General features: G+C 72.8%; 18 protein-coding genes. 8 read left to right on the forward strand and 10 right to left on the reverse strand.

The window, feature by feature from the left end; translation table 11 throughout:
• Positions 1-1555 (forward strand): dipeptide ABC transporter ATP-binding protein (locus D458_RS0127940; protein ID WP_017590023.1); only part of this gene is annotated, 1555 nt, incomplete at its 5' end.
• Between the two features lie 286 nt (positions 1556-1841).
• Here D458_RS0127940 and D458_RS0127945 read toward each other — a convergent pair.
• Positions 1842-2573, reverse strand: coding sequence for a class I SAM-dependent methyltransferase (locus tag D458_RS0127945; RefSeq protein ID WP_017590024.1), 732 nt, complete (start codon positions 2571-2573; stop codon positions 1842-1844).
• A gap of 158 nt (positions 2574-2731) precedes the next feature.
• On the opposite strand from D458_RS0127945, the gene D458_RS0127950 reads away from it, so the two are divergent.
• A complete protein-coding gene (locus tag D458_RS0127950) occupies positions 2732-3316 on the forward strand; it encodes a histidine phosphatase family protein (protein WP_017590025.1) in 585 nt (194 codons plus the stop codon).
• Positions 3317-3616: 300 nt separating this feature from the next.
• On the opposite strand, the gene D458_RS0127955 is transcribed toward D458_RS0127950, so the two are convergent.
• Positions 3617-4138: an NUDIX hydrolase gene (locus D458_RS0127955; protein WP_017590026.1), complete on the reverse strand. Its 522-nt coding sequence runs from the start codon at positions 4136-4138 to the stop codon at positions 3617-3619.
• A gap of 347 nt (positions 4139-4485) precedes the next feature.
• Between D458_RS0127955 and D458_RS0127965 the strand changes: the two genes are divergently transcribed.
• Entirely contained in the window at positions 4486-4902 is a 417-nt protein-coding gene (locus tag D458_RS0127965) for a YchJ family protein (protein WP_017590028.1), read from the forward strand.
• 38 nt (positions 4903-4940) lie between these two features.
• On the opposite strand, the gene D458_RS0127970 is transcribed toward D458_RS0127965, so the two are convergent.
• The 3 genes from D458_RS0127970 to D458_RS0127980 form a co-directional block, all read right to left on the reverse strand.
• Positions 4941-6035 carry an XRE family transcriptional regulator gene (locus tag D458_RS0127970; RefSeq protein ID WP_017590029.1) on the reverse strand — a complete coding sequence of 365 codons (1095 nt, stop codon included), beginning with the start codon at positions 6033-6035 and terminating at the stop codon, positions 4941-4943.
• 42 nt (positions 6036-6077) lie between these two features.
• Positions 6078-6752 (reverse strand): hypothetical protein, encoded by a 675-nt coding sequence (locus D458_RS0127975; protein WP_017590030.1) that lies wholly within the window; start codon positions 6750-6752, stop codon positions 6078-6080.
• Between the two features lie 396 nt (positions 6753-7148).
• A complete protein-coding gene (locus D458_RS0127980) occupies positions 7149-8483 on the reverse strand; it encodes a hypothetical protein (protein ID WP_017590031.1) in 1335 nt (444 codons plus the stop codon).
• Positions 8484-8816: 333 nt separating this feature from the next.
• Here D458_RS0127980 and D458_RS0127985 point away from each other — a divergent pair, with 333 nt between their 5' ends.
• On the forward strand, positions 8817-10637 hold the full coding sequence (locus tag D458_RS0127985; protein WP_239648085.1) for a hypothetical protein: 1821 nt from the start codon (positions 8817-8819) through the stop codon (positions 10635-10637).
• Between the two features lie 431 nt (positions 10638-11068).
• On the forward strand, positions 11069-12547 hold the full coding sequence (locus D458_RS0127995) for a sodium/glutamate symporter (RefSeq protein ID WP_017590033.1): 1479 nt from the start codon (positions 11069-11071) through the stop codon (positions 12545-12547).
• A gap of 74 nt (positions 12548-12621) precedes the next feature.
• On the opposite strand, the gene D458_RS0128000 is transcribed toward D458_RS0127995, so the two are convergent.
• Complete coding sequence (locus D458_RS0128000) at positions 12622-14007, reverse strand: hypothetical protein (RefSeq protein WP_040702897.1); 1386 nt, start codon at positions 14005-14007, stop codon at positions 12622-12624.
• A 280-nt stretch (positions 14008-14287) separates the two neighbouring features.
• Entirely contained in the window at positions 14288-15025 is a 738-nt protein-coding gene (locus tag D458_RS0128005) for an SDR family NAD(P)-dependent oxidoreductase (protein ID WP_026119749.1), read from the reverse strand.
• Between the two features lie 250 nt (positions 15026-15275).
• Between D458_RS0128005 and D458_RS34450 the strand changes: the two genes are divergently transcribed.
• On the forward strand, positions 15276-16502 hold the full coding sequence (locus D458_RS34450; RefSeq protein WP_017590036.1) for a hypothetical protein: 1227 nt from the start codon (positions 15276-15278) through the stop codon (positions 16500-16502).
• Here D458_RS34450 and D458_RS0128015 read toward each other — a convergent pair.
• Positions 16477-18165, reverse strand: coding sequence for a hypothetical protein (locus tag D458_RS0128015; RefSeq protein ID WP_017590037.1), 1689 nt, complete (start codon positions 18163-18165; stop codon positions 16477-16479). The two genes, D458_RS34450 and D458_RS0128015, sit on opposite strands and share 26 nt — an antisense overlap.
• Before the next feature lie 374 nt (positions 18166-18539).
• On the opposite strand from D458_RS0128015, the gene D458_RS0128020 reads away from it, so the two are divergent.
• Together D458_RS0128020 and D458_RS0128025 are read left to right on the forward strand one after the other, a co-directional pair.
• On the forward strand, positions 18540-19088 hold the full coding sequence (locus tag D458_RS0128020; protein WP_017590038.1) for a GNAT family N-acetyltransferase: 549 nt from the start codon (positions 18540-18542) through the stop codon (positions 19086-19088).
• Positions 19085-20497 (forward strand): amidase, encoded by a 1413-nt coding sequence (locus tag D458_RS0128025; protein ID WP_017590039.1) that lies wholly within the window; start codon positions 19085-19087, stop codon positions 20495-20497. Before D458_RS0128020 ends, D458_RS0128025 begins: the two co-directional genes overlap by 4 nt.
• Positions 20498-20555: 58 nt before the next feature.
• Here D458_RS0128025 and D458_RS0128030 read toward each other — a convergent pair whose 3' ends face one another.
• Together D458_RS0128030 and D458_RS34455 are read right to left on the reverse strand one after the other, a co-directional pair.
• Positions 20556-21854 (reverse strand): hypothetical protein, encoded by a 1299-nt coding sequence (locus D458_RS0128030; protein WP_017590040.1) that lies wholly within the window; start codon positions 21852-21854, stop codon positions 20556-20558.
• Between the two features lie 197 nt (positions 21855-22051).
• On the reverse strand, positions 22052-23170 hold the full coding sequence (locus D458_RS34455) for a CapA family protein (protein WP_017590041.1): 1119 nt from the start codon (positions 23168-23170) through the stop codon (positions 22052-22054).
• Positions 23171-23237 lie beyond the last annotated feature (67 nt).

Genomic DNA, 23237 nt, shown 5'->3' on the forward strand with positions numbered 1-23237 from the left:
CTCCATCGAGGTGGCCGGGCAGGACGTGGTGACCGCCAGCGACAAGAAGCTGCGCTCGATGCGCGGCAACGACATCGCGATGGTCTTCCAGGACCCGATGCAGTCGCTGCACCCGCAGTACACGATCGGCAACCAGCTGGTCGAGGCCTACCTGGTGCACCACCCCAAGGCCAAGAAGGCGGACGCGTACAAGCGCGCCGTCGAGGCACTGGACCGGGTCGGCATCCCCGAGCCCGCCAAGCGGATCAACTCCTACCCGCACGAGTTCTCCGGCGGCATGCGCCAGCGCGTGGTCATCGCCATGGGCCTCATGTGCGACCCCAAGGTGCTGCTCGCCGACGAGCCGACCACCGCCCTGGACGTCACCGTGCAGGCGCGCATCCTCGACCTGTTGGACGAGCTGCGCCGCGACCTGAACATGGCGCTGATCCTGGTCTCCCACGACCTGGCCGTGGTGGCCGGCTCCGTGGACGAGGTCGTGGTCATGCGCAAGGGCCAGGCCGTGGAGCGCGGTGACGTGCGCAAGGTGCTGTCCGAGCCGGAGCACCCCTACACGCAGGCTCTGCTGGCCGCGGTGCCGCGGGTGGAGGTCTCGCGGGCCGAGCGCCGCGCCCAGGACCGCGCCGACCGGGTGGAGAAGGAGAAGCGCGAGGGCACCGTCACCGAGCCGGGCGACTTCGAGGCCTTCTCTCCCGCCACCACCGAGGGCGAGCCGCTGCTGCGCGTCCGGGACGTGGCCCAGCGGTTCAAGGTCCGCGGTGGCACGTGGGGCAAGGCGACCGACTTCTGGGCGGTCAAGGGCATCAGCTTCGACCTGCACAAGGGCGAGACCCTCGGCGTCGTGGGCGAGTCCGGCTCCGGCAAGAGCACCCTGTCCCGCATGGTCATGCGGCTGCTGGAGCCCACCGAGGGCACGGTGGAGTTCGAGGGCCAGGACATCACGCACATGTCCGAGCGGAATCTGCGTCCGCTGCGCCGCGACGTGCAGATGGTGTTCCAGAACCCGTACTCGTCGCTGAACCCGCGCCTGACCATCGGTGAGAGCATCGGCACCGCGCTCAGGGTCCAGGGCGAGAAGGACGGCAAGAAGATCCGCGGCCAGGTCCAGGAGCTCCTGGAGCGCGTGGGTCTGGAGCCCAACCACTACAACCGGTTCCCGCACGCCTTCTCCGGCGGCCAGCGCCAGCGCATCGCCATCGCCCGCGCGCTGATCCTCAAGCCCAAGCTCATCATCTGCGACGAGCCGGTCTCGGCGCTGGACGTGTCCACGCAGGACCAGGTGCTGCGCCTGCTCTCCGAGCTCCAGGACGACTTCGGGCTCACCTACATCTTCGTCGCCCACGACCTGGCCGTGGTGCGCCAGGTCAGCGACCGCGTCATCGTCATGCGCAAGGGCGAGATCGTGGAGACGGGTGACAGCGACTCGGTCTACGAGAACCCGCAGAGCGACTACACCAAGCAGCTGCTCACCGCGGCCCCCGTCCTGGACCCGGACGAGGCCCGTGAGCTGCGCGCCGCACGCGTCGCCAAGCGCGCCGCCGAGGCCGCTGCCTAGCGCTCCGCAGAAGCAGGCCCGAGGCCCCGCCCCCGTTCATCGGGAGGCGGGGCCTCGTGCTTTTCCGTGTTTCGGCAGGCCCGGGTTCCGGTGCGCGCGGCTAGGTCGTGTTCCTTGGATCATTTCGGGTTCGCGGCCACCAGGCTGCCTCTCGCTGCGCCGATATCACTCGGACAGCCAACCCCAGGCTGACCTCGCTCATCGTCTGGCGAGAGATTGCCTGGACGGCCGCTCACAGTCATCGGCGCAAGCGCCGAGCCCACCGAAAGCATCCGCGGAACACTCCCTAGGCGGGTTTGCGGAGCTCGGTGACACAGTCGCGGTACTTGTCGACCGTGTACTGGTCCTCGGGCCCCCACGAGGTGCGCTGCCCGGTCACCTCCAGCCCCGCCTCCCGGGCCCAGCGGGCGAAGGCCTCGGGGGAGACGTCGGAGCGGTTGCCGTCGTCGCGCCAGCGGCGCTGGCTGATCCAGCGCTGGGCGATCTTGCCGGGGCGGCCCGCTCGGCGGTTCAGCGGGGCCAGGCGCAGGGACCAGTCCGGTTTGCCGGCGTGGTGGACGACGCCGGTCGCCCCGGGGGCCATGACCCGGGCGGCCTCGGCGAGGTAGCCGACGACCACGTCCGGGTCCAGGTGGACGAAGACGTCGAAGGACCAGAGGAAGTCGACCGACGCGTCCGGTACCGGGTCCATCGAGCAGCCGGGGGTGTGGTGGACCTTGAGTCCGCGGTGGTCGGCGAACCGCTCGCGACAGCGCTCCAGGCAGCTCTCGTTGACGTCCACGATCCAGACCTCGGGGGAGTGCGCCAGCAGGTGCTCGGTCCAACGCCCGTGCCCGGGACCGATCTCCAGGGAGGTCCCGCGGGCGGCTCCCGGCACGAGCAGGGTGTCGACGAGGCTGCCCTTCCACTCCTCGTAGGGCTGCCGGCAGTACGCGGCCATGAAGGCCCACTCGTCGCCGCTCCGTTCCCAGGAGTGCGTCCTGCCCCAGGTCCTGCGATTCCATTCAACGGTGGGCATTTCTCTTCTTCCTCCTGGAACGGGTTCTCACACGTTCTTCCAGATGCGTTCGCGGATCGCCTCGGATTTTATATCGGCGCTGGTGGGGTGTCCTTTTTGATGGAAGTCGGAGGCTTTTCCGAGGTATGCGGGGAACGTGCGCCGGGAATGACACCCGGATGGGTGAACTGGTACTCGTCAGGCACGGACAGACCGAGTGGAGCAGGGCGCGGCGGCACACCGGCCGCACCGACCTGCCCCTGACCGAGGAGGGCGAACGGCAGGCCCGGGCGCTACGCCCGCTGCTGGCGGAACGAGGGTTCGAGCTGGTGCTCGCCAGCCCGCTGCGCAGGGCCCGGCACACCGCCGAACTCGCCGGACTCCCCGGGATCGTGGAGCACCCGGACCTCGTGGAGTGGGACTACGGCGCCTACGAGGGGATCACCACCGCCGAGATCCACCGGGGGCGGCCGGGCTGGAACCTGTGGATCGACGGGGTTCCGCCGGGGCCGCCGGAGCACCCGGGGGAGAGCCCCGACCAGGTGGGGGTGCGGGCCGACCGGGTCCTCGCCGACCTGGCCTCCGCACGCGAACACGGCGACGTGGTGCTGGTCGCCCACAGTCATCTCCTGCGCGTGCTCACCGCCCGATGGCTGGGACTGCCCGCGTCGGGCGGGGCGATGTTCCGCCTCGACACCGGATCCCTCAGTACCCTCGGGATCGAACACGACCGCCCCGTCATCACCTCGTGGAACCGTTCCTGACGACCATTGGGACAAAAGGGGCACCGGGTTTTCCAGTGGCGCAGTAAGGACATGCGGGAGAAAAACGGTGGATCCGTGTTTCGGATCCGTCGGTGTACTGGGTACTCCTCCTATGGATGGACATCGAAGCACGAAACGGAAACATCCTCCCGATTCCTCGTCCACGCCCCGCTCCCGATGACGGGCCACCGCCCCGATGGCTCCCACCACCCGAACCACGACGCCCGATCCGCTGACAGACAGCAGTGGGGCGGCCGCGCCGGATCCCCTCGTCCGGCGGGGCCGCCCGTGCGGTCGGCGCTATTCCGTGACGCTCTCGCAAAGGTGACGGGCCTCTTCCAGCAACCGCTCGCGATCCTCGGGGAAGACGCTCTCCCAGGGGCGGTCCAGCCCGAACCAGGCAGCGGGCTGTCCGGGTTCCCCGCTCAGCGGAAGACGGTGGTCCAGGACGGCCGTGTAGGCCAGCCCGAGGACGGGCGACCAGCCCGTGCGGTAGGAGCGCACCCAGGAGGCGGCCGGCAGGCCGGACACCTCAGCGCGCAGGCCGGTCTCCTCGTGCAACTCCCGGACGGCGGCCGTGCGCGGGCTCTCCCCGTGCTCGACGGTTCCGCCCGGGCACACCCAGCCGCGCCAAGGGTGCCGGACCAGCAGCACGTGTTCGAGGTCGGGGGAGAACGCCCAGACCTCAGCGCACACCGGCGGCACGGGACCCTCGAGGGTTCTGACCAGCCACGCGTGCGCGTCGTCGAACTCCTTGCGGATCCGGAGGGTCTCGGCCAGCGCCGCGTCCAGCGACAGCTGTTCCAGAGGATCACGTCTCATCCACGGGACCCTACCGGAGCCGAGCGGCGGTCCACGGAGAGCTCAGGGGACGGCCGATCCCGGACACCCGAAAGATTGCGGATCGCCGGTCCGGGCATGGTCTCCAGAGGAGAGGACCCGGAAAAGGGCTCCGATGGGCTTTCAAGGCAGACCTGACCAGCCGTATTATCCGCCGCCGAGCTCCGGCGGGTCCAACGCCTTCGGGGCCGGGTTCTCCGGATGCCTCGGGGTCGGCTGCGCGATCGCCGTGGTGATCGCGCTCATGCTCATCCTCCTGGTGGCGTGTGTGGCCGCCTTGGGCTGACGACGGGTGACCACCGGGGGCGGACAGCTGCCAGACTGGACGGATGTCGAAGCGCAACCCTCGCCACCAGCCGTCCCTCTCAGCCGAGCGGCCCTGCCCCTGCGGCAGACCGAAGGCGTACGGGCAGTGCTGCGGACGCCTGCACGACGGGTCGGCGAAGGCGGCCACCGCCGAGGACCTGATGCGTTCGCGCTACAGCGCCTTCGTGGTCGGCGACGAGGCCTACCTGCTCCGCTCCTGGCACCCGGACCGGCGCCCGGCCGAGGTGGAACTCGACCCGGGCACCGAGTGGCTCGGGTTGGAGATCCTCGGCACCGGTGAGGGCACCCCCTTCCACAGCGAGGGCACGGTCGAGTTCCGCGCCCGCTTCAGGGAGGACGGTCGCGCCGGCGAAGTCCACGAGAACAGCCGCTTCCTCCGCCACGAGGGCGCCTGGACCTACCTCGACGCCCTCGGCTAGGACGAGCCCCGCGGAGATCGGCGGGGCGCGCCCGGCGGTTACTCCGCGGGGCTCGGCAGGACGCGCAGGACGGGACGGCCTGCGGCACTGCCCCGGCCCCCGCCGGGGCGGGGGGTCAGGGCCAGCCCGAACACCAGGGTGTTGAGCTCGGTCAGCGGGATGTGCAGCGCCGCGGCCACGCGCGCCGGCGGCAGACCCCGGGCACGCAGCGCCGACAGCACCTTGGGCAGGACCTGGGAGGTCTCGCGGGGGATGCCGCCCGGCTCGGCCGAGCGGTAGCCGAGTTCGGCCAACCGCCGGCAGGCGGAGCGGTACTGGTCGTCGGTGAGCAGGCCCAGGTCGTGCAGGCGGTGGGCGAGGGCCATCGCGGAGACCCGCCAGACCGGCCGGGCGGACAGGATCTGGTCGACGTGGGCCCCGGAGGGCATCCGGGCGAGGACGTCGGCCCGGGGCATCAGGAGCGCGCTGGCGAACCGGTTGGCCTCGCGTTCGGCCTCCGGGGTGTTCAGGGCCCGGTCGCGCCCGTGCATGACCAGGTGACCGAGCTCGTGCGCCGCGTCGAAGCGCCCGCGCTCCCCGCTCTTGGCGGTGTTGAGGAAGACGTAGGGCACCCCGTCCCGCCACAGGCTGAAGGCGTCGACCTCCCGGTGCTCGCTGTCCAGGGAGAACACCCGCACTCCGCGCGACTCCAGGAGGTGCACGGTGTTCGGGGCAGGCGCCCGGCCCAGGCCCCACCGCCCCCGGACCAGCTCCGCTGCGGCCTCCGCGTCCGGATACCCGTGGGTGGGGACGTCGGGGGAGGGCAGGGTCAGCCGCTCGTCCAGCCAGGAGTTCAGCTCCACGGCGAGCGCGGCCTGGGAGCGCACAGCCCTCTGTTTGCGCAGCGAGGTGCTGCTCAGCGCACGGAAGGCCACCGCCTCGGCCGGGATCTCCTCGACCTCGTCCCCGGTGAGGAAGGGCACGGGGAAGTCCAGGGCCGCGGCGAGCGCGCGCACGACGCTCCCGTCCGGGACGGCTCGGGCGTTCTCGTACGAGGTCAGCCGGTGCACGGGGACGCCGCTCATCCCTGCCAGACCCGTGAGGGTGAGGCCCCTCCGCTCCCGTGCGAGCCGGAGGCGTGACGGCGTGACCATGGTGTGTGCTGCCCTGTCGTGCTCCTCGGCCCGGCGCGTCGGTCAACGCGGGCCGATCTGGATGTCGAGTTCGTGCTGTCCCTCGCCCGCGGGGTGGTCCACCGCGCCGATCTCCAGGACGGGGAGCGGGATCCGCTCCTGCCACCTGGTGAGGTAACCCGCCTCGTTGGGCGGGTGCGGTCGGGAGAGTTCGCTGTGCCAGAGTACGCGCCCGGTCCCGGGTTCGCTCACCCGATGGACCAGGAGCACCCAGACCTCCAGGTTCTCGTAGTCGGTGAGCTCGACCTCCTCCCGGGCAGGAAGGGGCAGGACGTCGTCGGGGAAGAGCTTGAGCTGTTCGGCGTCGCCGTCACCGCCCAGTAACCGCTGGCCGTTGGGGCCGCGCGGATGCAGGTTGCGAGGTGGGCGTTCGGGGTCGACGAGCCCGGTGCAGCGGTCCCCGATCAGGGTCTGGAAGGCGACGGTGTGCTCGGGGTTGACGGTGAGCTCGATCTTGAGCAGCCGCGCCTTGTCCCAGCCGTGGTGGAGCTTCTGCTCCTCGCGCAGGGCGGCGAGCCGTTCCTGGTAGGCGTACTGGGAGCGGGCGGTGACGCCGTGGTTGTCGGTGACGCTGCGCCAGCCCTCCTCGCCCCGCTGCAGGACCCTCCGCAGGAGCGGCCAGGAGGTTCCGAGACGGGCGAGTCGGCGGTCACGTGTGGTCGGTTCGGGGAGCAGCAACCTCGTCCTCCAGGGGTGTCGGCACGGGAGGTGGTTCGGGGTCTTGGTGATCCTGGTGCACATCATGCGCGGAGGTGGTGACATTCCGTGGCCCGCTGTGCCGGAAGGGGCCGCGGAACCAACACTGGCACGGATCCCGGAACCGTGCCGGAGGCCTGTGGACAACCCTGCCGCGGGGCGCCCCGACCCGGTGCGACAGGCGCAGACGGCTCCGGTCGGCGGAACCGCGCAGGGGGGAGGCCGCCTCCTCCAGGAGGCGGCGGGGAGACGGAGCCCAGGACGGGGCACGGTGCCCGTCCTCGGCCAGGGCCGACATGAAGGCCGCGGTCTCCCGGCCCCGGGGGGCGGCCCCGGGAAGCGTCCCCGGGCCGGGACGGGCCGCCGGGACCGGGGGCGTCAGGGGGTGTCGCGGAGCCGGCCGGCGAGGTCATGGGCCCTGGTGGCGGTGGCCGGGTCGGGGTGGTGGCGGGCCAGGGCGTCCAGGACGGGAAGGGTGTCCGGGTGGGCGCGCAGGAGGACCGGGTCGGGGTCGTCGAGGACGGTCCGCTCGATGTCGGGCGTGCCCTCGGCGGACAGGAAACCGGGCAGGTCCGCGTTGTCGGGGGTCATCGCCGCCGCGACCATGTCGATGACCACCCACGGTCCGTGACCGTCCAGCACGCGGTCGATGCCGCGCTGGTTGAGCATCCCGGAGGAGAGCAGGACGACCGCCGCCATACTGGCCACGGCGGGGCGCGGTGAGTACAGCAGGGAGCGCAGCTCGGGTTCGAGTTCGGAACTGGTGGTGTTGAGGACCTGGGTGCCCACCCAGCGGCGCAGGGCCACGCCGGGCCCGGAGACGACCTCGGTGATCTGGCGCAGCGCCTCGGCGGGACCGCGCCGGTCCAGCCAGGGGCCCGCCTCGGCGAGCCGCTCCTCGAAGGGCAGTACGGACAGCGCGTCCAGGAAGCGGGCGGCGCCGGCCTCGGCGAGGGTGTCCACCAGCGGAGCGTGGATGCCCACCTCCAGCAGGAGTCTGCGGACCCCGTAGCGGCCCAGCGCGGTGAGTTCGACGGTGCAGTGGCCGTGGCCCTTGCGTCCACGAGGGCCGGAGGGGTGGTGGTCCAGGGCGACCGCCCCGGTGTCGGAGAGCTGCCACAGCACGTGCAGGAGCAGGTCGGTGGCTCTGCAGAGGGGAGGCGCGGGGGAGAGCAGCGCCTCCCGGGCCAGGGTGTCCAGGTCGGGGCGGGACCCGTCGGGGGCCTCGTACAGGTGCCGGAGCACCCCCGGGAGCAGATCCGGTCCGGAGGTGCCGGGCGCGGCCGGGCCGGGGCCGGCGAGCTCGCCCCGGGCGTTCGCGATGGTGTGCTCGAACTCCCGGAACCACCAGGCCAGGACCTGTTCGGGGTCGCGTGCCCGGAGTTCCAGCCCCGGGGCGGGACGGGCGTGGTCCTCGTCGATCTCGACCAGCCCCAGGCGCAGGGCCGCGGACCAGGGGACGACGAAGTGGGCGACCTCGGCCGCGGAGTGCAGGCCGCCGAGCCAGGTGGTGCGTTCCGCGGTCCGTCCGGGCAGGTCGGGCGGCCAGAGGGCGAACCGGGTGATCGCGGTGCGGGCGTCGTCGATACCGGGGACGCCGTGGCGGGTCACCGGTGTGGTCGGGGCGCTCCACCGCGCGAGGCTCAGGGCATCGCACAGCAGGGGCGAGTCCAGGGCCATACGGGCGAGGGCGTCGGCGGGGAGCAGTGACACGGGCCTTGCGGAGAGGGCTGGGTGCTCCGGGTTCGACGGGTCATGAGAGGGCACGTCCGCTCCCGGTTTCTCATCTGGTGTTCGTCTGGGGGTGTTCGTCCTGGAGGTGTTCGTGAACACCTCTTCTACCGCTCCGGCGTGGGGCGGCGGGGCGGTTTTGCGCAGATCGGTACGAACCCGGAGTACGAGTGCCGCAAGTCGGACACACGCACCTCCCGGGGCGGGGCCACAGGTGTGCGGTCACCGGTGCGCCGACGGGTCCGGCGCCTGCCGTTGTCCACAGACCGCGGGGCAGGCCGTGTGCCCGGGGCCCGGGATGTCTAGTCTGAACGGATGGACCGTCGTGCAGCGTTGGAGTCCCATGTTCGCTCGATGCCCCCGGAGCGGGTCGCCGACCTTCTCGCCACCTTCTCGGAAGGGGTGGTCAGGTATCCCCGGGCCACGCCGGAGACCGTCCTGTACCTGCTGCCGCTCCTGGTCTACCGCCGCAGAGCCTTCGAGCGGCTCACCCTCGCCCACCACCAGATGATCTACGCGGCGGTCGGTCTGGCCGAGGACCGGAACGACCTGCTCGCGGTCCACGGTGAGTACGAGGTCGTCCGGGTGCCGGGCGGTCGGGTGGTGCTCAACCGAGGGGAACTGGGCCCGGTGGACCACGAGGAACTGCTGGCCAAGGTGGACGCCGAACGCCCGGGGCTGGCCCGGGTCCGGGCGGAGGAGACCATCGCCGAGCTGGTCGACCTGGTCCTGCTGTGGCCGGACGGGCAGGGCGGCTACCACCTGCTCGACGACGCCCGCTACCAGTTCGGCCTCCCCCAGGACCCGCCCTCGGTCGAAGCGGGGCTGGGTGAGCTCGACCTCCCGGGGATCCGCAGGATGGCCCTGGCCCTGGGGATGGACCCCACCAGGGAGCGGCGGACCCTGACCGACGACATCGAGAGGGTCCTCACCAGCCCCGAACGGGTGCGGAGCCTGGTCCGCGGGGCCCAGCCCGACATCGTGCACCTGATCCTCGGACACGCGTTCCTGGGCACGGAGGTCGACTTCTTCGACCAGGACGGCGACGGGGGCGCCTACCGGGGCAGGCTCTTCGACTTCCCGGTCGACGGGACCGGTGACCCGGACCTGGACTGGATGATCGAGCGCGGCCTGCTGATGCCCGTGGACGCGCTCAGCCGCAGGCTCGTGGTGCCGAGGGAGGTGGCGCTGGCGATCCGGCGCTCCCACCCCTGGCCGTTCAGCCCGGCCCCTCAGCCGGTGGTGGGCGTGCCGGTGGACCGGATGATGTCCGGCGGCGGAGCCGACGTGGCCGAAGGTGCGCGGCGGGCCCTGACCGGCCTGGCCGGGGCCGACACCCGGCTGCTGGCCGCGGTCGCCGAGCGCCCCCCGCGTCTGCGCAAGGACGGGCAGCTCATGAAGCGCGAGCGCCGGCGGCTCACCAAGGCGGCCGGCGGGGAGGAGGACCTGGCCCGGATCTGGGTGGAGGCCGGTGCGGTCCTCGGCTTCCTGACCGCCGAGGACAGCCGGGTCGTGCTCTCGGAGCAGGCCGTGGCCTGGCAGGACACCGACACCGAGGTCAGGCTGGCCTCGCTGGCCGAGGCCTGGGCGGGGACGGAGGACACGGCGCTGTGGTGGCCCGCCCCCGAGAGTCCCCCCGCCTCCCGGGACAGGGAACAGGCCGGGCAGGCCCGGGTGCGCTGGGGGCTGGCCTGCGCGCTGAACGACCTGCCCTGGGGGACCAGCACCGGGGTGGCGGGCGAGCGTCTGCTGGCGGAGCGGTCCGAGGGGCGGGACCTGCGGACCGGGGCGCGCTGGCTGGTCGCGGCCGCCACCTGGTACCAGCCTTCGACGGAGACCGAACCGGACACGGAGGGCCGGGTCCTGCGGGCGCTGCGCGAGGCGGAGCTGCTGGGGCTGGTCTTCGGCGGGGTGACCACCGAGTTCGGCCGCGCGCTGTCGGCGCGCTGCAGACAGGCCTGGGACGTCTGGGCGCGCGGCGCCTCGGGAACGGTGCCGGCGGTGCGGAGCACCCTGGGACTGGCGCCGTCGGGCGACGAGCGGGAGGAGGGGGTCGGTGTCGTGGGCCCCGAGGAGGCCCGGCACCGGGAGCTGTGCGAGGTGGCCCGCAGGCTCTTCGGGGAGGAGTGGGCCTAGAGAGGGTTCCGCGGACGGCGGGCATGATCATCCTCACCGTGATTCCCGGGTGTCCCGGGGTGTGGATCCGGGTGGAGCGGGTAATCTTCGGCGGCGCGGAGTGTGGCTGACGGAACGTGAACGCGCCAACGGCAGTGCTTCCCGGCCCTTCCGGGGATTCCCTACCGGGGACGGGGGTGTTTCGCGGCCTCCGGAAGCCGCTCCGGAGGTGTCGCCGCGCACCGTCCCGAGGCCGTCTCGGCGGCTTCGTGACCGTGTGTAGGATTCCCGAGGCGTTCGCGTGAGCTGAGTCGCTTTCGCACGTCATCCACCTCCCAGCAACAACCCCTGTGTATCCGTGTGCCCTGTTCGGGACCGCGCGCCCGCCAGGGGAGCACAAGCATGCCCCTGCACGCCCCTGAGCGCCCGCGGGACCGTATTGAGAGGTAGATATGTCCCCTGACACCGTAGGCCTCGCACTCCTCCTCCTGGGGGTGTTGCTGCTGATCTCCAAGCTCGTCCGGGTCAAGTGGAAGCTGACCCAGAGGCTCTACCTGCCGAGCTCGATCATCGGCGGCGGTATCGCGCTGCTGCTCGGCCCCGACCTCTTCGGCCGGGCCATGGAGCTGCTCGCCGACCGGGGCATCGCGGTGGAGTTCGCCGAGCGCGCGGCCGAGGGCGGGCTCTTCGGGGTGAACGTCATGTCGGTCTGGTCCGCCCTGCCCGGTCTGCTCATCTCGGTGGTCTTCGCCAGCCTCTTCCTGGGCAAACGCATGCCCAAGCTGCGTGAGGCGGTCGACCTGGCCGGACCCAACCTGTCCTTCGGCATCACCGTGGCCAGCGGCCAGTACGTCATCGGTCTGCTGTTGGCCCTGCTGGTCCTGGCGCCCTTCTTCGACATCCCGGTGATCTCGGGCGCGCTGATCGAGATCGGTTTCCTCGGAGGACACGGCACCGCAGCCGGTCTGGGCACCACCTTCGAACAGGTGGGCTGGGCCGAGGGCCAGGACCTGGCCCTGGGCATGGCCACCGTCGGGCTGCTCTCCGGGGTGATCATCGGCATCACCCTCATCAACTGGGGCGCGCGCCGGGGCAAGACCAGCGTGATCAGTGCCGACGGCAAGCGCACCGACCGTGAGCAGGCCGGCCTGATCGAGCGCGAGAACCGCACCGCGGGGTCGACCATGACGGTCCACCCCTCGTCCATGGACCCGCTGACCCTGCACTTCGGCCTCGTGGCCCTCGCCGTGATCATCGGCCAGCTCCTGCTGTCGGCCCTGCAGTGGGTCGAGCAGGCCGTGTGGGCCGACGCCATCGAGGTCATGGCCTACGTGCCGCTCTTCCCGCTGGCGATGATCGGCGGCATCGTCGTGCAGATGTTCATCGACCGGTTCGACAAGAACCACATCGTCGACGAGCAGTCGGTGGAGCGCATCCAGGGGATGTCCCTGGACGTGCTCATCATCGCCGCCATGGCGACCCTGTCCCTCCAGGCCATCGCCGACAACATCGCCGCGTTCGCGATCCTGTCCGTGGCGGGCGTCCTGTGGTGCCTGTTCGCCTTCCTCTTCCTGGCGCCGCGGATCATGCCGGACTTCTGGTTCGAGCGCGGCATCGGCGAGTTCGGCCAGTCGCTGGGCGTCACCGCCACCGGCATGGTGCTCATGCGTGTGGTGGACCCGGAGGTCAAGACGCCCGCCTACCCGGCGTTCGGGTACAAGCAGCTGGTCTTCGAGCCGTTCTTCGGCGGCGGCCTGGTCACCGCCGCGGCGATCCCGCTGATCGTCAGCCCGCTGATCGGTCCGTGGGCCTTCCTGGCCATCATGGCCGCGACGATGGGCGCCTCACTGTTCTTCGGCCTGGTCGTGCTCCGGCGCAGGCGGCGCAGGACGGAGCAGCGGGCCGGACGGGAAAGCACTCCGCTGAACTGACGGGGCCCACCGGCCCGACAGGCCCCGGCGGTCCGACGGGTGGACGGCACCCGCGGGAGCGGAGGAGGGCGCGGTCAGGGCGGGGGCGGCGCGTGGGACTCGGCCGCGCGGGCCCTGGCCGCGATCGACGGGTCCGGGTGGTGCCGCCCCAGGACCCGCAGGACCTCACGGGTGTCGGGGTGCTCGGGGTCCCAGAGCCGGGCGACGTCAGCGAGCAGGAACCGGTCGATGCCCTCGGCCGCCTCGGAGACCAGGAACGACTTCAGCCCGGTCTCACCCAGGCAGGTGGCGGCCGCGAACATGTCGATGGCGGTCCAGTGGCCGAACGCGGCGGTCAGTCGCGCGCGTTCGGGCTCGGAGAGCATCCGTGAGGCCAACAGGACCACCGAGGCCAGACTGGCCACGGTCGGGTCCTCGCTACGGAGCAGGGCGTACAGTTCGGGCTCGATCCGCGAACTGATGCTGCCCAGTGCCATGGTGGCGTTCCACCGGCGCAGGGCCAGCCCGGGCCCGGACGAGACCGCGACGATCTCCCGCAGGGCGCGGTCCGGGGCGCGCGCGTCCAACCAGGCGGTGAGCGCGACGAGCTGGCCGTCGGGGGAGAAGTCGGCCAGGGCGTCGAGGAACTCGTCCGCCGCGAGCCGGACGAACTCCTCGGTCAGGGGCGCGGGCTGCTCCTCGGCCAGGAGGATCTGGCGGATACCGAAACGGCCCAGGTCGGTGAGTTGCACCCAGGCCGGTCCGGGGCGGTGGCTGTGCGCTCCGGCGTGGTCGGGCCAGGGGCCGTGCCAGCCCATCGAGATCGCCCCGGCGTCCCTGAGCTGCCACAGCGCCCGGGTCAGCAGAACGGTGCTCCAGGCCGCGCAGCGGGACGGCAGGTAGTGGGTCTCGCGGGCGGGCAGGACCTCCTGGGTGACCAGCCGCAGGGGGACGCGGGCTCCGTTGGGGGACTCGTAGAGGCGGCCGAGCACCGTGTGGGGTTCGAGCCCGGCGGTGTCGCGCAGCGCGCGTTCGACACTCACGTGGAAGGCGAGGGTCCACCAGCGCAGGACCCGGCCGGCGGAGCCGAGCCACCGCTCCAGTTCCGGGGCGGGGCGGGCCTGACCGGTCTCGCACTCGATCATGCCCACGTGCCGGGCGGTGCGCCAGACGGTGAGGAACTCCTCGGCCTGGGAGACCGAGGTGATCTCCTCGGCCCAGGCCTCACGCCGTTCCCGGTCCCGGCACAGGGAGCGCGGCCACAGCCCGAACCTCCTGATCGCCGAGCGGACGTCGTTCAGGTCCGGTACGCCTTCCACGTCCACCGGGGTGACCGGGCCGCACCAGCGGGCGAGGTCCACGGCGGTGCGCATCAGGTGGCAGGACAGGGCTCTGCGGGCGAGTTCCTCGGTGGGCAGCAGGGACACCGGTCGGGCCGCGAACCGGCGGTGGGACGGCGCCTCCGAATGGTGGGATGACATCTGTGCCCCCGGGTTTCTCCTCGCGTCGAGTCTCCCTCCCTTGTACAGCGAGTGCGCGGGGCTGTGGTGCGGTTTCGGGGACATCGTGGGAAGAACGCCGCCGAAAGGGGTTTTCGGGCGCCGGACGAAGCTGTGCCAGCGGCGGAAAAACCTGGATTCGGGTGCTGTTACTGATATGTCCGTGACCCCGCTTCCTGGATTCCCGGAAAGCTTGGGGGCGGATTCGGAGAATCCCGGAGAGTCAGCGGCTGGGAGACCGGGTGGAGGGCCTGTCGAGGGTCTAGCGCAGGTGGGAGGCGCCGTTCAGGTCCAGGACCGCTCCCGAGGACCACGCGGCCTCGGGCGAGGCGAGGTAGCGGACGGCCGAGGCGATCTCCTCGGGTGCGGCCACCCGGCCGAACGGGCTCTGCGCGCGGACCTCGTCGGTGAGCCGCTCGGACACGCGCTCGGTCTCCACGAACCCGGGGGCCACGGAGGCCACCGTGATGCCGTGCGGGGCCAGGGCCACCGCCAGCGACTGGCCGAGCGAGTGCAGGGCGGCCTTGCTGGCCCCGTAGGCGGGGTGGTCCGGTTCGCCCTTGAAGGCGCCGCGGGAGCCGACGTTGACGATGTGCCCCCTGGTGCCCCGGTCGATCATGTGCCGGGCCGCGAGGTAGGAGACGTCGGCCGCCCCGAACACGTTGACGTCCACGGTCTCGCGCCAGGCCGCCTGCCAGTCCTCGTAGGAGGTGTCGGCGATCGGGTGGGGGAGGTTGACCGCCGCGTTGTTCACCAGCACGTCCACACCGCCCAGGCCCTCGACCGCCTGCCCGACCAGTGCGGCCGCGGCGTCGGGGTCGCGCAGGTCGGCCCCGACCAGCAGGTGCCCCTCACCGGGCAGTCCTGCCAGGGTGGCCTCCGCCTCGGCCCGGCGGCTGCCGTAGTGCACGGCGACCCGGTCACCCGCCTCGGCGAAGGCGGTCGCGACCGCCCGCCCGATCCCCCGGGCGGCACCGGTGACCAGCACGTTGCGACTCATGAAGTGACCTCTCGACGGTGTGACGGCGGTTCGAGGCTACCGGTCCGGGCCCCGGCTCCGGACGCCCCGGGCGGCTCCAGGGACGGCTTAACCGGGGCCCGGCGCGCCCCTGGGACGGCCCCGCGGCGGCTTCGGCCCGCTCCCGGTACGGTCATGTTCCGTATCGTCCGCAGAACCAACCGGCGGCCGGTGGCTTCTCAACACCGACGGGCGCCGGGAGGACGTATGTGGGAAGGAAGGGCGTTCCGAGGTGGAGGATCGGTGGGACCCGGTGGCGGGGTCCGGTGGCGGTGAGGCCGCGCGCGTCCGGCTCGACGACGGCCAGGAGGCCGAGGTCTCGTCCGGGACGATGGCCGCCGTGGCGCGGGCGCGCCCGGGGGAGGACCGGCCGGACCTGTTCGCCCTGGACCCCGGACTGCCGGACAGGACGGTGTCGGATCTGGTCGCGGGTGGACTCGCCGGATACGACGAGGAGGCCGACGGCTGGTGCCTCACCCCGGCGGGTGTGCGGCTGCGCTCGGCGCTGGTCCTCGACGCGGGCAGGCACCACGCCGAACCACGGGGCATCAGTGCGCACCCCGAACTCGGCGAGGACGACCGCGAGCGCCTGAAGGAGTCCCTGGCCAGGGAGAGCCGGGATCCCGGGGGCGTGCAGCCCGGTGAACTGGCTCCGGAGCACGACCCGGCACCGCGCTCGGTCCTGGAGTCCTCCGGAGCCCTGATGGTCCTCCTGATGAGTCTGGCGGGCGTGCTGGCCCTGCTGTTCTTCAACGCCCCGGACGCCTTCGGACTCCTGTTGGTGCCCGGCGTGCTCATGGGCGGGGCCGCCCTGTACAGCCTGCAGCGCCTGCGCCGGGTCCGGGCCGCGGAGGCGGAAGGGATCGGCGAACCCGACGCCGTCGAGGAGCTCCAGGGACTCTTCGTCACCGGTGACATGCTCGACGCCCCGGCCCGCCGGATGCTCGGCCGGGCGCAGCGGGCGGTGGACTTCGTGCTGGACTCCGCGCTGCACCAGCGCGGCCTGCTGCTCGACGAGGTGCGCAACCGCGTCGTGCTCGCCGACATCGAGTGGGCGGTGGCCCAGGGCCTGCTCCGGCAGTCCCGGACCCGGCAGCGGATCGAGACCATGCCCCTGACCGGCGAGCGCAGCCGCCAGGCGGCCGAACGAGCCCGCGCCGCCCTCCACGAGGACGTCGCCGAGGTCGAACGGCGGATCCGGTCCCTGGAGGACTACGCGCACCGGGTGCGCGCCGCCGAACTGGAGGACCAGGACCGCCGCAGCGCGGCCGAACTCGACGCGATCGCCGACCGCACCGCGGAGGCGGGGGCGGCCCACCCGCACCAGCAGGAGGCTCTCTCCCACCTCGTGCAGGCCCAGGAACTGGCTCTTCGCATGGCGGCCCTCACCGACGGAGACGACGACCCGGACAGCACCGGTGAGCGCGGTCCGCTCAGGGCGCCGCCCCCGCCGGGCTGAACCGCGCGCGTCGGGCGGCCCGCGCCGCCTCCGGGCCCAGAGCGCCGAGGGCGATCGCGTTCAGCACACTGTCGGTGGCGGGGTGGCCCGAACGCCACATCAGCCCCGTGACCGTCTCCGGGTCCTGCCAGAGCGGGGCGTCGGCCGGCAGGGGCGCGCCCAGCTCCACCCGCAGGGCGTAGGTGTCGAGCAGGACCACCACCAGCTGTTCCAGTCGGATCCGGCCGGGGTCGTTGCGGGCGTGCGCGATCCACCCGCCCAGCACCGGGTGGTCGCGGTAGGCCTCGAACACCTCCCGCAGCTCGTGCTCCAGCCCGTGGAACAGCCGGAAGACGTCCACCCGCTGGCGCCAGGAGCCGAGTTCGGCGCAGACCGCCAGGAGCTCCCGGGCGGCGGTCCGGGTTCCGCGTCCGGCCATCCACCGCCGTCCCAGCGCCTCGGCGTCGACCGGCCGCCCCTCCCAGATCTGGAAGAGCAGCTCCCGCGCGCCCATGCCGCCGACCGGCGGGTAGCCGGGCAGGGAGATCCCCCAGCGCCGCCACCGGTGGGCCATGGCCTGGTCGCCCAGGGCGGTGATCCGCAGTCCCGTGTCGGGCAGCGACTCGACCGCGCCCAAGACGACGAGGGTCTCCACCGCCGCCGCGACCTCCTCTTCCGGTGAGCCCTCTCCAAGCACCGAGCCCTTCGCGGCAGGGGGACGCGCACCCGGGGGGTCCGCGCCCGGCGCCTTCGCGTCCGGGACCCGTGTCCCCAGGCCCTCCTCCGGTCGGGGCCCCTCCGGCGAGATCGGCTCCGCCGGTGCCGCCGGCCTCGGGGACGGGACCGCCGCCGGCCACGGGGCGAGCGCCTCCACCAGGTCGGGGACGGTCCACACCCCGCCGGAGGTGAACAGCTCACCGAGCACCCTCAGACCCAGCGTGCCGTGCCCGGCCACCATCGTGGGCAGCGCCTCCGCCCAGGACCGCACGACGCGGGCGTCGTCGTCCCAGGCCCGCGCGGCGGGGCCGGGACGGACCTCGGTGTAGGTGGTGCGCAGGAACCCGGCGCGCAGCGCGGTCTCGAACAGGTGCGGGACCTCCTCCCGGGACAGGCCCAGATGCGCGGCGGCCTCGTCCCGGTCGTGGTCGGTGAGCGCCTCGTGTTCGACCTCCCCCGCCAGGGGCAGACCGGGACTCGTCCACGCGGCCAGGCGCAGCGCCCGCTCCAGGGTCGGACAGGCGCGGGCCGCGGCGGCGGAGTGCTCGGCCGGGGCGAGGTGGACGCGCGGCAGGTCCTCGGACTCCCAGAGCTGTCCCCACGGGTTGTGGTCGCCCGCCGGTGACCACGGCACGTGCTCCCGGGGGAGGACCTCGGCCGCCTCCACCGCGGCCCGCAGGGTTCGGGGACTCTCCGCGGGGCCGAGCAGGCCCCGCTCCACGAGGTGGTCGCACCAGGCCAGCCAGGTGCTCCGGAACCCCTCGGGGACCGAACCCTCGGCGGACAGGGCGAGGGCGACCCGGGTGACGTCGTCGCGGTCCCAGTCCCCGGGATCGGAGCGGACGGCTCCGTGGACGGTGAGCACCCGGGTGAGGAAACGCGGATCGACCGCACGGGGCGGTCGGGCGCTGCGGGCCCAGTCGAGGCAGGAACGGACGGCGTCGGCGACGGAAACGGAAACGGTCATGGCGTCCTCGCTTGTCTCCCGGGGCGGAACGGCCGCGCCCCCTCGCACCACCGACGGTGACGCGGCCGCACAACCATCATCGGAGAATTCCCGATTTCCTGCAGCGGCCCTGTGGACAACTCATGTTCTTCCAGCTCATGGGAGGTCTGTGGTTTTTGTCAGGCGCCCCTGGAACGCCGGATGCCGAGGGGTGGGATCCCGGATCCGGTTCTCCGGGGCCGGTTTCCCGGGGAAGGCGGTAACCGGAAAAGCGGGGTGCCCGGAAAGTCGGGTGCCCGGGAAAGCCGGGTGTTCGGAGTACGGTTCCCCCGTGCGGTCGTATACCCGGGGAAACCCGTTGGAAAGCCCGTGCCCCGGGTTGATTGAATACCCGCATGATGATTCGAACCGCGCTGCCCTCCGAACGGGAGGCCGTCGGCGAGCTCCGTGTGCTGGCCTACAACGCCCAGGGGTTGCTGGACACGAGCCCTTCGTACGCCGACACCCTGCGCGGACTCGGCTGGGACGGCCGCGACGAGGTGCTGGTGGCCGAGGCGGACGGGCGTGTGGTCGGCACGGTCGTGTTCGTGCCCTGGAGCCCGCACAGTGAGATCGCCCGAGGACCGGACGAAGCGGAGATCCGCGCCTTCGCCGTCGACCCCTCTGCGCAGCGGCGCGGGGTCGGTGCCGCCCTGGTGCGGGCCGTCGTGGAACGCGCCGAGGAGGAGGGCGCGACCCGCCTGGTGCTGTGCACACAGACCGTGATGACCGGGGCGCAGCGCCTGTACGAGGCCCACGGGTTCGTGCGCCTGCCCGAACGCGACTGGACCCCCGTGCCCGGCGTCGACCTGCTCGCCTACGAGCTGGTCCTCGGGGACCGACGCCCCGAGGGCGCCCTGGAATCCCGGGAGCACCGGAGCTCTCCGGTGCGGGGGACCCGGTGAAGCCCCACGAATACACGGAGCTGGACGCGACCGCGCTGGCGGCGCTCCTGCGCTCGGGCGAGGTCGGCCGGGACGAGGTCGAGGCGGTGGCCAGGAAGTGCCTGGACCGGGCCGACGCCGACCTCAACGCCCTCACCCGGCCGCTCTTCGAACCCGGCCTGTCCCACGACCCCGACGGCCCGCTGGCCGGAGTGCCCTTCGTGGTCAAGGACAGCGGTCCCGTGGCTGCGGGGGTGCCGTTCACTCTGGGCAGCCGCGCCCTGTACGGGGCGGTGTCCGACACCGACCAGGACGTGATGGCCCGGTTCCGGGCAGCCGGGCTGGTCGCTCTGGGGCAGAGCACCGCGCCGGAGCTGGGGCTGAGCTTCGCCACGGAGTCGGCGGCCCACGGCCTCACCCGCAACCCGTGGGACCCCGAACGCGGGGTGGGCGGGTCCAGCGGGGGCTCGGCGGCGCTGGTGGCGGCGGGAGCGGTGCCGTTCGCGCACGGCAACGACGGAGGGGGCTCGATCCGCGTTCCCGCCGCGGCCTGCGGGGTGGTCGGGCTCAAACCCAGCCGCGGCCGGGTCCCCTGCGGACCGCTGGTGGGGGAGGCGGCCTTCGGGCTGGTGTGCGAGTTCGGCCTGACCCGGACCGTCCGCGACGCCGCGCTGCTGCTCGACCTGGTGGGCGCCCCTCCGGTCGGCGAGAAGCACGTGGCACCGCCACCGCCCCTCGGCACCCACCGAGACGCCCTGCGCGCGGACCCCGGGCGGCTGCGGATCGCGGTGAGCACCCGCCCATGGGCACCCGTCGAAGCGGATCCGCAGGTCGCCGAGGCCGCCCGCGACGCGGGGCGGGTCCTGGAGTGGATCGGGCACACGGTGGCCGAGGACGCTCCGGACTTCGACGGCGAGGACGTGGTGGAGGCGTCGGTGCTCGCCGCGATCAGTACCGCGGCGGCGCTGTCCGCCGGACCGCGCCCCGCCGACCCCGCCCTGATGGAGGCCGTCCCGGGCCGGATCCTCTCCGAGGCCCGGGGCTACGGCGCCCTGGAGGTGATGGCCTGCGTCCAGGCCCAGCACCGGGTGACCCGGCCGGTGGGGCGGTTCTTCCAGGGGTACGACCTGCTGGTCACCCCCACCCTGGCCGCACTGCCCGCCCCGCACGGCACCCTCGACCACGGGGCCGAGCACACGGTCCGGTCCTGGCTGCGGACGATCTACGCCCACGGCCCCTTCACCGCTCCGTTCAACGTCGCCGGGAACCCGGCGGTCAGCCTGCCCCTGGCACAGAGCCGGGAGGGCCTGCCGATCGGGGTGCAGCTGGTGGCCGCGCACGGGCGGGAGGACCTGCTGCTCGCGGTCGCCGCCCAGCTGGAGGAGGCCGTCCCCTGGCGGGACCGCCGCCCGCACCTGGCCGTCGACTGAGCCCCGTCCCACTGCCACCGGTTCCCGGAGCCGTCGCCGGAGAACGGGCCGGAGGACCCTATCGGGCGAGGTCGGCGGTGCCCTTCAGGGGGCACTCGGCGAGGCGGGCGAGCACGACGTCGGCCCAGGGGCGTTCGGACACCGTGCGGACGAAGGCCCCGGCGTCCCCGTCGGCCGGGGGCAGACCGGCGTCCAGCAGGGCCTGGGCGGCCGCTCCGGGCGGCTGCCCCGCGAGCCAGCGGTCCAGCAGGACCTCCACGTCCACCGGGCGGACCCCCTCCAGCAGTTCCAGGAACTCCCCGGCGCCCAGGCCCGAGACCGGCGGGGCCACCGGCACCCCGACACCCGACTCGCGCAGGTGGCGGGCGGCGCAGTGGTCACCGAGGTCGGAGGCCCGGTACCGCTCCTGGCCGACCTCCTCCACCGCGTCGAGGTCCGCCAGGACCTTCAGCACGCGGCGCACGTGCTGTTCGGGCGCCTCCGAGGCGGGGACCGCGCCGGGGCCGCAGGCGGGCACCAGCTCGACGGGGGTGAGCGCACGCCCCGACAGGAACAGCTCGGTGATCAGCAGGAACGGAGCCGGTCCGGGGAGCGCGGCCATGGTGGTCAGGGCGTCCGCCCAGGCGTCGGCGGCGGCCCCGGGGCGTTCCCTCGCCCAGGCGTGGGCCGCCGGTCCGGGCAGCACGTGCAGGTAGGTCGTGCGGACCAGGCCGGCCGAACGGGCCACGGTGAACAGGAACCGCACCTCCTCGGGGGTGGTCCCCAACGCCTCGGCGGCTCGGACGGTGTCGTCCTCGCACAGGTCGTCGTGGTCGGTCCCGGGGCGCAGCAGCCGGCCCGGGTCCACCCAGGCGGCCAAGCGGGCGGCCCGGTGCAGGGTCGGACAGGCCCCGGCCCGGGTGTCGAGTTCGCTCAGGGGCGCGGGCACGAACGGCAGCAGCGGGGTGGGTTCCTCGACCTCCCCGAAGCCCAGCCGGTCCAGGAGCGACGCGGCTGCCTCGGCCAGGGGCTCGGGTCCGGCGGCCCCGGGAACCCCCGGGGTCAGGTCGACGTGCTCGACGGCAGCGCGCAGCCGTCGGGGGCTCTCCGCGGACATCAGCCTGCCGGAGGCGACCAGGTGGTCGCACCAGGACAGCCAGGTGTCCCGGAGGCCCTCCGGGAGTCCGTCCCGCTCACGCAGGAGTGCGGCGACGTCGTGGACGTCGTCGACGGTCCAGTCACCGGGTTCGTGGGCTCCGGAGTCCAGGTGGGTGCTGAGGAGGAGGACCAGGGCCTCCACCTCCAGCACGGGGCGGGGCTCGGCTTCGTTCGCCCAGTCGAGGAAGGCGGAGATGGCGGGCAGGAGTCGCTCAGTCATGGGAATGTTACCGAACGTTGAATGTGTGGCCGAAACGGCATCAGACTAACCCCGGCGAGTACTCCCGCATGGGAAAACGTCGAAACCCGCCATCTCCGGACCTCGCCCGGGGCGCTGGGACGACACACTCACCCGCTCGTGGCGAAGCCCGGGTCCGCGTCCGCGCCGAGAGCGCTGACGTGCTCCACGATGCGGTCTTAGGCGGCCTGGTAGACCTCGCGGTCGCTTTCCGGCAGGGCTTCGTCGGCCAGCGCCGCGGCCAGGTCGACCAGGCGCAGGCCCGGGTCCAGGGAGACCCAGGTGGGGATGGCCTCCAGCGTGCCGCTCTCCCATTCGCCCGGCGCCACCTCGGTGAACTCCACACGGGCCATGACTCCCTCACGGCGGGAGTCGATGGGCGGGGTCGATTGACCGGCGATCTGGTTGCCCATGCCGTAGACGACCCACCCGTCCCCGACCCGCTCCACGGGCTGGACCACGTGCGCGTGGGTGCCCAGGATCAGGTCGACGTCGTCGGAGGTGACCAGCTCCGACAGCGTCCGCTGGTCCTCGTCGGCCTCATGCGAGTACTCGGTGCCCCAGTGCATGGACAGCACCACGATCTCGGCTCCGGCACCGCGGGCGCGCGCGGCCTCGTCCAGGATCGCCTCCTCGTCGGTGAGGTTGCCCATCCACTCCTTGCCCTCGGGCGGGAGGAAGCCGTTGAAACCGTAGGTGTAGGAGAGGTGGGCGACCGGTACCGGATCCCCGCCTCCGACCGGTTCCACCTCGTAGATCTGCGGGGCGCCGGCCTCCTCCTCCGTGCGGGCGCTGCCCGCGGCGCCGAGCCCGGCCGCCTCCAAACCGTCCAGGGTGCGCACGACGCCGTCCTCGCCCATGTCCAGCGTGTGGTTGGAAGCGGTGGAGCAGCCGTCGTACCCGGCCGCGGCGAGACCCTCCGCCACCTGGGGCGGGGAGCTGAACACCGGGTAGCCGCTGAAGGGCCCCTCCGGAGGGGAGAGGGGGACCTCCAGGTGGCACAGGGCCAAGTCGGTTTCCTGCAGGGCCGGGGTGATCCCGTCGAACATCGGAGCGAAGTCGAACTCCCCTCCCCCGTCACGTTCGGCCTGTTCCCAGACGGAGCTGTGCACGAGGACGTCGCCCCCGCCGAGGACACTCAGGGTTCGGGGGACGTGCTCCTCCTCGTCGGGTGAGGCCGCGGAGCCCGCCGCTGCGGGCTCGGTCTCGGGCAGGGCGCAGGAGGTGGCCACCAGGGTCAGTGCGGTGATCGCGGCCAGGGTGTGTCCGGGGGGAGGGCGAAGAGGGGGCGCGGCCATGCGGTCAGGGTAGGAACCGGAGCGTTTTTCTCCGGGATTCCTGGGATCTCTGTGGATCGCGGTGGAG

The organism is Nocardiopsis ganjiahuensis DSM 45031 (assembly GCF_000341085.1).
Lineage (GTDB): Bacteria > Actinomycetota > Actinomycetes > Streptosporangiales > Streptosporangiaceae > Nocardiopsis > Nocardiopsis ganjiahuensis.

Coding starts and splice junctions, on each gene's coding strand:
- D458_RS0127945 (WP_017590024.1), bottom strand. CDS start 2,573: ATGCCCACCGTTGAATGGAATCGCAGGACCTGGGGCAGGACGCACTCC.
- D458_RS0127950 (WP_017590025.1), top strand. CDS start 2,732: ATGGGTGAACTGGTACTCGTCAGGCACGGACAGACCGAGTGGAGCAGG.
- D458_RS0127955 (WP_017590026.1), bottom strand. CDS start 4,138: ATGAGACGTGATCCTCTGGAACAGCTGTCGCTGGACGCGGCGCTGGCC.
- D458_RS0127965 (WP_017590028.1), top strand. CDS start 4,486: ATGTCGAAGCGCAACCCTCGCCACCAGCCGTCCCTCTCAGCCGAGCGG.
- D458_RS0127970 (WP_017590029.1), bottom strand. CDS start 6,035: ATGGTCACGCCGTCACGCCTCCGGCTCGCACGGGAGCGGAGGGGCCTC.
- D458_RS0127985 (WP_239648085.1), top strand. CDS start 8,817: ATGGACCGTCGTGCAGCGTTGGAGTCCCATGTTCGCTCGATGCCCCCG.
- D458_RS0127995 (WP_017590033.1), top strand. CDS start 11,069: ATGTCCCCTGACACCGTAGGCCTCGCACTCCTCCTCCTGGGGGTGTTG.
- D458_RS0128000 (WP_040702897.1), bottom strand. CDS start 14,007: ATGTCATCCCACCATTCGGAGGCGCCGTCCCACCGCCGGTTCGCGGCC.
- D458_RS0128005 (WP_026119749.1), bottom strand. CDS start 15,025: ATGAGTCGCAACGTGCTGGTCACCGGTGCCGCCCGGGGGATCGGGCGG.
- D458_RS0128015 (WP_017590037.1), bottom strand. CDS start 18,165: ATGACCGTTTCCGTTTCCGTCGCCGACGCCGTCCGTTCCTGCCTCGAC.
- D458_RS0128020 (WP_017590038.1), top strand. CDS start 18,540: ATGATGATTCGAACCGCGCTGCCCTCCGAACGGGAGGCCGTCGGCGAG.
- D458_RS0128030 (WP_017590040.1), bottom strand. CDS start 21,854: ATGACTGAGCGACTCCTGCCCGCCATCTCCGCCTTCCTCGACTGGGCG.
- D458_RS34455 (WP_017590041.1), bottom strand. CDS start 23,170: ATGGCCGCGCCCCCTCTTCGCCCTCCCCCCGGACACACCCTGGCCGCG.